1 protein-coding gene is annotated in these 12,470 nt (G+C 75.0%); it reads left to right on the top strand.

The window, feature by feature from the left end:
- A partial coding sequence (locus GA0070560_RS27565; protein WP_139131622.1) for a type I polyketide synthase occupies positions 1–12,470 on the top strand: 12,470 nt, incomplete at both ends.

Here is a 12,470-nt window from a genome sequence, read left to right as displayed (position 1 = left end):
CAGTCCGAGCATCCGGACCGGATCGTGCTGGTCGACCTTGACCGTGCGCCGGACGCCGACGTGTTGGCGCTGCTCGCGGCGGTGGCCACCGACCCGACCCCCACCGGCGGGCAGGTCGCCGTCCGCGGCGACCGGGTGTGCGTACCGCGGCTGGTGCGGCAGGTGGGCGCGGAGCTGACGCCGCCGGTCGACGGCGCGTGGCACGTCGCCGCGGCCCACCCCGGCACCCTGGACGGCGTCGAGATCGTCCCGGCCACCCCGGTCGACCTCGCCCCCGGCGAGGTACGGGTGGCTGTCCGCGCGGCGGGCGTCAACTTCCGCGACGTGCTCATCGCGCTCGGCATGTACCCGGATCCGACGGCGGTGATGGGCAGCGAGGGCGCGGGCGTGGTGCTGGAGGTCGGTCCCGGCGTGGACGACCTGGCGCCCGGGGATCGGGTGTTCGGGTTGTTCGAGCCCGGCTTCGGCCCGCAGGTGGTCGCCCAGCGGCAGCGGATCGCCCGGATGCCGCGCGACTGGTCCTTCCGGGACGCCGCGTCGGTGCCGGTGGTGTTCCTGACCGCCTATTACGCGTTGCACGACCTGGCGGGTCTGCGCTCCGGTGAGTCGGTGTTGATTCATTCGGGTGCGGGTGGGGTCGGCATGGCGGCGATCCAGCTGGCGCGGTATTTCGGGGCGACGGTGTACGCCACGGCGAGTCCGGGCAAGTGGGGCACGCTGCGGGAGTTGGGTGTGGCGGACGAGCGGATCGCGTCGTCGCGGACCACCGATTTCGAGGCTGCGTTCGTGGCCGCCTCGGGTGGTGCGGGTGTGGACGTGGTGTTGGACGCGCTTGCTGGTGAGTTCGTGGACGCGTCGCTGCGGTTGTTGCCGCGTGGTGGCCGGTTCGTGGAGATGGGCAAGACCGATCTTCGTGATGCTGATGTGGTGGCGCAGCAGCATCCGGGGGTGGCTTACCGGGCGTTCGACCTGAACGAGGCCGGTGGCGCGCGGATCGGGCAGATGCTCGCTGAGTTGTTGGCGCTGTTCGAGCAGGGTGTGTTGCGGCCGTTGCCGGTGCGGGTGTGGGACGTGCGGCAGGCGCGTCAGGCGTTGCGGCACATCAGTCAGGCCCGGCACGTCGGCAAGGTCGTCCTCACCGTCCCGGCGCCGCTGGACGCGGACGGCACGACGCTGGTCACCGGTGCGAGCGGTACTCTCGCCGGGGTCGTCGCCCGGCATCTGGTCGCCACCGGTCAGTCCCGGCACCTGTTGCTGGCGTCGCGTCGGCTGCCCGTCGAGGGCAGCGACTACGCCGCACTCGTCGCCGACCTGACCGAGGCCGGCGCGACCGTCACCGCCGTGTCCGTGGACGTGGCCGACCCCGAGCAGGTCACCGCGCTGGTCGCCGGGGTCGACCCGGCGCACCCGCTGACTGCCGTCGTGCACTGCGCGGGCGTACTCGCCGACGCCGTCGTGACCTCCCTGGACGCCGACGCCCTGGCCACCGTGATGCAGCCGAAGGTCGACGCCGCGTGGGCGTTGCACCGGGCCACGGCAGACCTGGATCTGTCGGCGTTCGTGTTGTTCTCCTCGATCGCGGCGACGCTCGGTTCACCCGGGCAGGGCAATTACGCCGCCGCGAACGCGTTCCTCGACGCCCTCGCCGGGCACCGGCGGCAACGTGGCCTGCCGGCCACCAGCATCGGCTGGGGCATGTGGGCCACCACCAGCACCATGACCGCCCACCTCGACCGGGACGACGAACAACGGCTACGCCGGCTCGGCATGGGCGGCATCACCGCCACCGAGGGCGCCACCCTGTTCGACGCCGCCACCGGCCGGGCGCTCCCCACTGTCGCGGCAGCCCGGCTGCGGATCACCGCCGACACCGCGCAGGTGCCGCCGATCCTCCGGCTGCTCGCCCGCACCGGCGGCCGCCGGCAGGCGGGCGGCCCGTCCACCACGACCGGCACCGCCTGGTCCGACCGGCTGGTCGGGTTGGCGCAGGACGAGGCCCGTCGGGTGCTGGTGGAGTTGGTGTGCGCGCAGGCGGCGGCGGTGCTGGGGCACGCGTCGGCGCAGGCGGTCCCGGCCGGTCGGGCGTTCAAGGAGCTCGGGTTCGACTCGCTGACCTCGGTGGAGCTGCGTAACCGGCTGGCCTCGGCCACCGGGCTGCGGCTGCCCGCCACCCTCGTCTTCGACCACCCCACCCCGGCCCGCCTCGCCGCACACCTGCACGAGCAGCTTGGCGAGACCACCGCACCCGAGCGGGATCCCGCCCGCACCGCCGCCCCGGCCGCCGTCGACGAGCCCATCGCCGTGATCGGCATGGCCTGCCGGTTCCCCGGCGGCATCGCCGGCCCTGACGAGCTGTGGGAGCTGGTCGCTTCCGGTGCCGACGCGATCGGTGGGTTCCCGTCCGATCGGGGTTGGGACCTCGACGCGCTCTACGACCCGGATGCCGACCGGGCGGGTACGTCCACCACCCGGCAGGGTGGGTTCCTGTACGACGCGGCGCAGTTCGATCCCGGCTTCTTCGGTATCAGTCCGCGTGAGGCCCTGGCCATGGATCCGCAGCAGCGGCTGCTGCTGGAGACCTCGTGGGAGGCCTTCGAACACGCCGGCATCGACCCCACCACCGGGCACGGCACCGTCACCGGCGTCTTCATCGGCGCCGCCTCCTCCGGCTACGCCGCCACCGGCAGCGACGGACTCGACGGCCTGGAGGGCCACCTGCTCACCGGCACCGCCGGCAGCGTCGCCTCCGGCCGCGTCGCGTACACCTTCGGGTTCGAAGGCCCGGCCGTCACGGTGGACACCGCCTGCTCGTCGTCGCTGGTCGCCCTGCACCTGGCCGCGCAGGCGCTGCGTTCCGGCGAGTGCGAGATGGCCCTGGCCGGCGGCGTCGCGCTGATGGCCCAACCCGGCATGTTCTCCGAGTTCTCCCGCCAGGGCGGCCTCGCCCCCGACGGCCGGTGCAAGGCGTTCGCCGCCGGCGCCGACGGCACCGGCTGGGGCGAGGGCGTCGGCATGCTCCTCGTCGAACGGCTCTCCGACGCCCGCCGCCACGGCCACCGTGTCCTCGCCGTCATCCGCGGCACCGCCGTCAACTCCGACGGCGCGTCCAACGGCCTCACCGCCCCCAACGGGCCCTCCCAGCAGCGGGTCATCCGCCAGGCGCTGGCCAACGCGCGCCTCACCCCGGCCGACGTGGACGCCGTCGAGGCGCACGGCACCGGCACCACCCTCGGCGACCCGATCGAGGCGCAGGCGCTGCTGGCCACCTACGGGCAGGACCGGCCGGCCGACCGTCCGCTGCTGCTCGGCTCCATCAAGTCCAACATCGGGCACACCCAGGCCGCCGCCGGTGTCGCCGGCGTGATCAAGATGGTGCAGGCGATGCGGCACGGCCTGGTGCCGCCCACCCTGCACGTCGACGAGCCGTCCCCGCACATCGACTGGACCGCCGGGGCGGTCACCCTGACCACCGAGGCCACCGGATGGCCGGCCGTCGACCGGCCCCGCCGCGCCGCCGTCTCCTCCTTCGGCATCAGCGGCACCAACGCCCACGCCATCATCGAGCAGGCCCCCGCCGAGACCCCGGCCACCCGGAGCACGCCCGTCGAGGCGCTGCCCGGCCTGGTCGCCGCCGACGCCGTGCCGCTGCTCGTCTCCGGCCGCAGCGCCCGCGCGCTGCGCGACCAGGCCGCCCGGGTCCGTGCCCGCCTCGCCGAGCGGCCGGACCTCGACCTCGTCGACCTCGGATACGCGCTCGCCACCGGGCGCGCCCACCACCCGTACCGGCAGGTCGCGGTGGTCGCCGACCGGGACGACGCGCTGGCCGGCCTCGCCGCGCTCGCCGACGCCGACCACCACGCCAGCACCGGCGACGGTACGCCGAAGGTCGTCTTCGTCTTCCCCGGCCAGGGCACCCAGTGGGCCGGCATGGCGCTCGACCTGCTGGACTCCTCGCCGGTCTTCCGGGACCGGATGGGCGAGTGCGCGGCGGAACTGGCCGGGCTGGTCGACTGGACCCCCGAGGACGTCCTGCGCGGCGCGTCCGGCGCCCCGCCGATGGACCGGGTCGACGTCGTGCAGCCGCTGCTGTTCTGCGTCATGGTCTCCCTCGCCGAGGTGTGGCGTTCCTGCGGCGTCCGGCCGGACGCCGTCATCGGCCACTCCCAGGGCGAGATCGCCGCCGCCTGCGTGGCCGGCGCGCTCACCCTGCCCGACGCGATGCGCCTCGTCGTCGCCCGCAGCCGAGGGCTGCTGGCCATCTCCGGGCTCGGCGGCATGGTCTCCGTGCCGCTGTCCGCCGACGACACCGCGCAGCTCATCGCGCCCTGGGCGGGCAGTCTCTCCGTCGCCGCCCTGAACGGCGCAGGCGTCACCGTCGTCTCCGGCGACGCGACCTCCGTCACCGAGCTGCTCGCCACCTGCGCCGAGCGTGACATCCGGGCCCGGCGCATCGCCGTCGACTACGCCTCGCACTGCGGCCACGTCGAGGCCGTCCGCGAGGACCTGGCCGCCGCCCTCGGCACCATCGAGGCCCGCCCCACGGCGGTCGCCTTCCACTCCACGGTCACCGGCGACCGCATCGACACCACCGAGCTGGACGCCGACTACTGGTACCGGAACCTGCGCGAGCCGGTCCGCCTCGCCCCCGTCGTGGACTCCCTGATCGACGCCGGTTTCCGGGCGTTCGTCGAGGTCAGCCCGCACCCTGTGCTCAAGGTCGTGGTGCAGGACGCCCTCGACCGGGCCGTCACCGGGCAGCCCGGCGTCGTGGTCGGCTCGCTGCGCCGTGACGAGCACGGCCCCCGCCAGCTGCTCACCGCGCTCGGCGGCCTGCACGCCACCGGCGTACCGGTCGACTGGGCCGCCGTCTTCGCCGGCACCGGCGCGCAGCGAATCGAGCTGCCGACGTACGCGTTCCAGCGGGAGCGGTTCTGGCCCGAGGTGGGGTCGTGGCAGGTCGGTGACGTTTCCGGGGCGGGGCTCGGGGTGGCCGGGCATCCGTTGCTGGGTGCCGCGGTGCGCCTCGCCGGTGACGACGAGACGCTGCTGACCGGTCGGCTGTCGATCTCGACGCACCCGTGGCTGGCCGAGCACGAGGTGGCCGGGACGGTGCTGGTGCCGGGCACCGCGCTGGTGGAGCTGGTGGTGCGCGCCGGTGACGAGGTCGGCACGTCCCGGGTACGGGAGCTGACGATCGCCGCGCCGCTGGCCCTGCCCGCCTCCGGCGGCGTCCGGGTGCAGGTACGCGTCGGCGCCGCCGACGGTGACGGGGCACGCGGCGTCACGGTGCACGCGCAGCCCGAGGACGACCCGGCCGCCGACTGGACCCGGCACGCCGAAGGCGTCCTGGAACCCGCGTCGGCCGACGAGCCGACCCTGGGCGACTGGCCCCCGGCCGACGCGTTCGAGGTGGACCTGTCCGGTTGGTACGACACGCTGGCCGGACACGGTCTGTCGTACGGGCCGGTGTTCCAGGGACTGCGCCGGGTCTGGACCGGTGACGGCGAGGTGTACGCCGAGGTCGCCCTGCCCGACGAGGTCGCGGAGACCGCCGGCCGGTTCGAGGTGCACCCGGCGCTGCTCGACGCGGCCCTGCACCCGATCGGGCTGCTGCTGGCCGACCCGGCCACCGGCCCCCGGATGCCGTTCGCGTTCGAGGGTGTGCAGGTGCACGCGGCCGGCGCCCCGACCCTGCGGGTCCGGCTGACCCGAGCCGGCCAGGCGGTACGCCTCGTCGCGGCGGACACCTCCGGCGCGACGGTCGTGTCGGTGGACTCCCTCGTGCTGCGGGAGGCGGGCGCCGCACCCGTGCCCGCCACGGCGGACCGGTCGCTGTTCGAGGTTTCCTGGCAGACCGAGCAGGTCGCCCCCACCGGGGCCGTCTCCGGCTGGGCGGTGCTCGGCGGACCGGTCGACCTGTCCGGCGTGCCGGCGTACGCCGACCCGGCGACGCTGCTCGCCTCGATCGAGGCGGGGGAGCCCGCACCCCGGACCGTGCTGCTCCCGATGGCCGGCGACGCGGCGGGCGACGACCTGCCCGGGCAGGTCCGCGCCACCACCCTGGCGGTGCTGGCCACCGTACAGGCGTGGCTCACGGCCGACGCCCTCGCCGACACCCGGCTGGTCGTGGCCACCCGGAACGCCGTCGTGGCGCAGCCGGGCGACCCGGCCGGCGACCTCGCGGGCGCGGCGGTGTGGGGCCTGCTGCGCTCGGCGCAGTCCGAGCACCCGGACCGCATCGTGCTGGCCGACCTCGACCGCGCCCCGGACGCCGACGCGTTGGCGCTGCTCGCGACGGTTGCCGCCGACCCGACCCCGACGGGCGGGCAGGTCGCGTTGCGCGGCGGCACCGTGTTCGCCCCCCGGGTCACCCGCCCGGCCGGCGACCGCCTCACCCCGTCGACCGACCTGTGGCACGTGGCGGCGGTGAACCCCGGCACGATCGACGGCGTCGACCTGCTGCCGGGTGCGGCGCTGCCGCTGGCCGCCGGTCAGGTGCGCGTCGCCGTCCGGGCGGCGGGCGTGAACTTCCGCGACGTGCTGATCGCGCTGGGCATGTACCCGGATCCCACCGCCGCCATGGGCAGCGAGGGCGCGGGCGTGGTGCTGGAGGTCGGTCCCGGCGTGGACGACCTGGCGCCCGGGGATCGGGTGTTCGGGTTGTTCGAGCCCGGCTTCGGCCCGCAGGTGCTCGCCCAACGGGACCGGATCGCCCGGGTGCCGGCGGGGTGGTCGTTCGTGCAGGCCGCGTCGGTGCCGGTGGTCTTCCTGACCGCCTATTACGCGTTGCACGACCTGGCGGGTCTGCGCTCCGGTGAGTCGGTGTTGATTCATTCGGGTGCGGGTGGGGTCGGCATGGCGGCGATCCAGCTCGCGCAGCATTTCGGGGCGACGGTGTACGCCACCGCGAGTCCGGGCAAGTGGGACACCCTGCGCGAGCTGGGCGTGGCGGACGAGCGGATCGCGTCGTCGCGGACCACCGACTTCGAGGCTGCGTTCGCGGCCGCCTCGGGTGGTGCGGGTGTCGACGTGGTGCTGGACGCCCTCGCCGGTGAGTTCGTGGACGCGTCGCTGCGGCTGCTGCCGCGTGGCGGCCGGTTCGTCGAGATGGGCAAGACCGACATCCGTGACCCGGAACTCGTCGCCACGCAGCACCCCGGCGTGACGTACCAGGCCTTCGAACTCAACGCCGCCGGCGGCGCCCGCATCGGTCAGATGCTCACCGAGCTGCTGGCCCTGTTCGAGCAGGGCGCGTTGCGGCCGTTGCCGGTGCGGGTGTGGGACGTGCGGCAGGCGCGTCAGGCGTTGCGGCACATCAGTCAGGCCCGGCACGTCGGCAAGGTCGTCCTCACCGTCCCGGCGCCGCTGGACCCGGACGGCACGACGCTGGTCACCGGTGCGAGCGGCACTCTCGCCGGGGTCGTCGCCCGGCATCTGGTCGCCACCGGTCAGTCCCGGCACCTGCTGCTCGCCTCCCGCCGGCTGCCCGTCGAGGGCAGCGACTACGCCGCACTCGTCGCCGACCTGACCGAGGCCGGCGCGACCGTCACCGCCGTGTCCATGGACGTGGCCGACCCCGAGCAGGTCACCGCGCTGGTCGCCGGGGTCGACCCGGCGCACCCGCTGACCGCCGTCGTGCACACCGCCGGGGTCATCGCCGACGCCACGATCACCTCCCTCGACGCCGACGCGGTCACCGCCGTCCTGCGCCCCAAGGTCGACGCCGCCTGGGCGTTGCACCGGGCCACGGCAGACCTGGATCTGTCGGCGTTCGTGTTGTTCTCCTCGATCGCGGCGACGCTCGGTTCACCCGGGCAGGGCAACTACGCCGCCGCGAACGCGTTCCTCGACGCCCTCGCCGGGCACCGGCGGCAACGTGGCCTGCCGGCCACCAGCATCGGCTGGGGCATGTGGGCCACCACCAGCACCATGACCGCCCACCTCGACGCCACCGAGCACCGGCGGGCCATCCGCACCGGCAGCGCCCCGCTCACCGACGCCGAAGGGCTCGCCCTGCTCGACGCCGCGCAGCGGCACGGCGGCACCCACGTCGTACTCATGAAGGTGCCGGCGGTCCCGGACCCGGGCCGGGTCCCCGCGCTGCTGCGTGACCTCGTCCGCCCGCCCCGGCCCCGGCGGCGCGCCGCGGCCCGGGCCGCCGCCGACCTGTCGGTGGCCGACCGGCTCGCGGCGCTCAGCCCGGCCGAGCGGCGCGGCCAGCTCCTCGACCTGGTCACCGGCAGCGTGGCCGCCGTGCTCGGCCACCGGTCGGCGGACACCGTCGACCCGCAGCGGCCGTTCAAGGAACTGGGCTTCGACTCGCTCACCTCCGTCGAACTGCGCAACCGGCTGGCTACCGCCACCGGCCTGCGGCTGCCCGCCACCGTCGCCTTCGACCACCCCGCCCCCGTCGTGCTCGCCGACTTCCTCGACCGGGAGATCGGCGGCCGGGCCGCCACCGCACCCGCCCCGGCCACCGTCACGGCCACCGGCATGGACGAGCCGATCGCCATCGTCGGCATGGCCTGCCGATTCCCCGGCGACGTGCGGACCCCCGAGCAGCTGTGGGACCTCGTCACCGCCGGCGCGGACGTCATCGCGCCGTTCCCCACCGACCGTGGCTGGGACCTCGCCGCCCTGCGCGCCGACGCCGGGGACGGCACCACCGCCCCGCAGCACGGCGGCTTCCTCTACGACGCCGCCGACTTCGACGCCGCCTTCTTCGGCATCAGCCCCCGCGAGGCCCTCGCGATGGACCCGCAGCAGCGGCTGCTGCTGGAAACCTCGTGGGAGGCGTTCGAGCGGGCCGGCATCGACCCGCTCACCGCCCGGGGCGGCAGCACCGGCGTCTACGTCGGCCTCATCTACCACGACTACGCCGGCAAGGCGCTCGGCACCTCCGACGACCTCGACGGGTACGTCGGCAACGGCAGCGCCGGCAGCGTCGCCTCCGGCCGCATCTCGTACCTGTTCGGCCTGGAGGGCCCGGCCGTCACCGTCGACACCGCCTGCTCGTCGTCCCTGGTCGCGCTGCACCTGGCCGCCCAGGCGCTGCGGCAGGGCGAGTGCGGGCTCGCCCTCGCCGGTGGCGTCAGCGTCATGTCCACCCCCGGCATGCTCGCCGAGTTCTCCCGCCAGCGCGGCCTGTCGCCCGACGGACGGTGCAAGGCGTTCGGCGCGGGCGCCGACGGCACCGGCTTCGCCGAGGGGGTCGGCATGCTGCTGCTCGAACGCCTCTCCGACGCCCGACGCAACGGCCGGCGTATCCTCGCCGTCGTCCGGGGCAGCGCGGTCAACCAGGACGGTGCCAGCAGCGGCCTCACCGCCCCCAACGGCCCCTCGCAGCAGCGGGTCATCCGGCAGGCGCTGGCCAACGCCCGGCTCGCCCCCGCCGACGTCGACGCGGTCGAGGCACACGGCACCGGCACGGCGCTCGGCGACCCGATCGAGGCGCAGGCCCTCCTGGCGACGTACGGGCAGGACCGCCCCGCCGACCGGCCGCTGCTGCTCGGGTCGGTGAAGTCGAACATCGGCCACGCCCAGGCCGCCGCCGGCGTCGCCGGTGTGATCAAGATGGTCATGGCGATGCGGCACGGGCTGCTCCCGGCCACCCTGCACGTCGACGAGCCGTCCCCGCACATCGACTGGACGGCCGGGTCGGTCGCCCTGCTCGCCGAGGCCCGGCCCTGGCCCGAGGTGGACCGGCCCCGCCGGGCGGCCGTCTCGTCGTTCGGCATCAGCGGCACCAACGTGCACACCATCCTGGAACAGGCACCCGAGGCGACGCCCGCGCCGACCGGAACCACGCCGCCGGCCGTCAGCTCCGGCGACCTCACCACCCCGTGCGTGCTCTCCGCCCGCACCGGCGAGGCGCTGCGCGACCAGGCCCGACAGCTTCGTGCCTGGCTGGGACAGCACCCCACCACCGCGTTGCCCGACCTCGGTCACGCCCTGGCCACCGGACGCTCCGCGTTCACGCACCGGGCGGTGCTGCTGCCCCGCGACCGGCAGCACCTCCTCGCCGGTCTCGACGCCGTCGCCGACGACCAGCCGTCGTCCATCGTGGTGCGCGGCACGGCCGGCACCGGCCGGCTCGCCGTCCTCTTCTCCGGTCAGGGTGCGCAACGCGCCGGCATGGGCCGGGAGCTGTACGGGATGTTCCCGGTGTTCGCCGCCTCGCTGGACGAGGCGTGCGCTCACCTGGATCCGCTGTTGCCGCAGCCGTTGAAGTCGGTGCTGTTCGCGCCGGAAGGCTCGCCGGAGGCGGGGCTGCTGGATCAGACGGTGTTCACCCAGGCCGGTCTGTTCGCGGTCGAGGTGGCGTTGTTCCGTCTGGTGGAGTCGTTCGGTGTGGTGCCGGACTTCGTCGGTGGGCACTCGGTCGGGGAGATCACCGCCGCGCACGTGGCCGGGGTGCTGTCCCTGGCTGACGCGTGCGCGCTGGTGGCGGCGCGGGGCCGGTTGATGCAGGCGTTGCCGGCCGGTGGTGGGATGCTCGCGGTGGCCGCCGCCGAAGCGGACGTGCTGCCGACGCTCGACGGGCTCACCGACCGGGTCGGGATCGCCGCGGTCAACGGCCCGACCTCCGTCGTCGTCTCCGGCGCGGTCGACGTGCTCGACGAGGTGGCCGGGCACTTCACCGCCCTCGGGGTGCGTACCAGGCGGCTCAACGTCAGCCACGCCTTCCACAGTCCGCTGATGGAGCCGATGCTCGACGAGTTCCGGTCGGTGCTCGACGGGCTGACGTTCCACCCGCCGCTGCTGCCCGTCGTGTCCAACCTGACCGGGGTGGCCGCCGACGCGGCGGACCTCCGTGACCCCGGTTACTGGGTGCGACACGTACGCGACGCCGTCCGGTTCGCCGACGGCATCGCGTACCTGCGGCAGCGCCACGTCGGCACGTACCTGGAGGTCGGGCCGGACGGCGTTCTCGCCGGCATGACCCGGGACTGCCTCGCCGACGACACCGCCGACGGCCCGGTGGTCGTGCCGACCCTGCGCAAGGGCCGCACCGAGGCGTCCGCGCTGCTCACGGCCCTCGCCGAGGCGTACGCCGGTGGTGTGCCCGTCGACTGGACCCCGCTGACCGGCGGCGGCGCCGGACGGCCGCTCGACCTGCCCACCTACCCGTTCCAGCGGCAGCGGTTCTGGCCCGACGCGGCGGCCTGGCGGTCCGGCGACGTGTCCGGCGCCGGACTGGCCGCCCCCGGGCACCCGCTGCTCGGTGCGGCGGTACGCCTCGCCGGGGACGACGAGGTGGTGCTGACCGGTCGGCTGTCGGTGTCGACCCATCCGTGGCTGGCCGAGCACGTCGTGTCGGGCGCGGTGCTGGTGCCCGGCACGGCGCTGGTGGAGCTGGTGGTGCGCGCCGGTGACGAGGTCGGCGCGTCCCGGGTGCGGGAGCTGACGATCGCCGCGCCGCTGGCCCTGCCCGCCTCCGACGGCGTCCGGGTGCAGGTACGCGTCGGCAGCGCCGACGACACCGGCGGCCGGGACGTGGCCGTGTACTCCCAGCCCGACGACGACCCCGAGGCCGAGTGGACCCGGCACGCCGACGGTGTCCTGGAACCGGCCGCCGCCGAGGAGCCCGGTCTCACTGCCTGGCCGCCGGTCGGCATCCCGGAGACGGACCTCACCGGCTGGTACGACGCCCTGGTCGGGCACGGCCTGTCGTACGGGCCGGTGTTCCAGGGGCTGCGGCGGGTGTGGTCCGGTGCGGGTGAGGTGTTCGCGGAGGTCGTGCTGCCGGATGAGGTGGTGGCCGATGCGGGTGGGTTCGGGGTGCATCCGGCGTTGCTGGATGCGGCGTTGCATCCGATCGGGTTGCTTGACGGTGGGTCCGGGTCGGGTGCGCGGGTGCCGTTCGCGTTCGAGGGTGTGCAGGTGCATGCCTCGGGTGCGCGGACGCTGCGGGTGCGGTTGACCGGTTCCGGCACGTCGGTCCGTCTGGTGGCGGTGGACGAGTCGGGTGCGCCGGTGGTGTCGGTGGACTCGCTGGTGCTGCGGGAGCTGACCGGCGTGGCCACGCCCAACGCGGTGGACCGGTCGCTGTTCGAGGTGTCCTGGCCGGTCGAGGAGGTCGCCCCGGCCGCCGCGCCGATGGACTGGGCGCTGCTGCTGCCCGCTGCCCGGCAGGCCGGGTCGGCCGGCGGTGCGGGCTCCGTGACGGCTGCGGCCCTGCCCGGCGCGGCCGTCTTCGCGGATGTGGCGGCGTTGGTGGCGGCGGTGCAGGCGGGTGGCAGCGTGCCGCAGGCTGTCCTGCTTCCGGTGTCTGCCGCCGGGTCCATGGCTGCCGACCTTGTCGGCGCACGGGCTGACGAGGCCACTGCCGCCCACGACGCGGGTGCCGCCGCGGCCACCGGGGTTGACGCGGCTGGGCTTCCGGACGTGGTGCGGCAGGTGACGGCGGATGTTCTCGCTGTGGTGCAGGGGTGGTTGGCGGCGGAGGTGCTCGCCGGTTCGCGGTTGGT

The sequence above is a fragment of the Micromonospora halophytica genome (assembly GCF_900090245.1).
Taxonomy (GTDB): Bacteria; Actinomycetota; Actinomycetes; order Mycobacteriales; family Micromonosporaceae; genus Micromonospora; species Micromonospora halophytica.
This window is presented reverse-complemented; position numbering and strand designations above follow the sequence as displayed.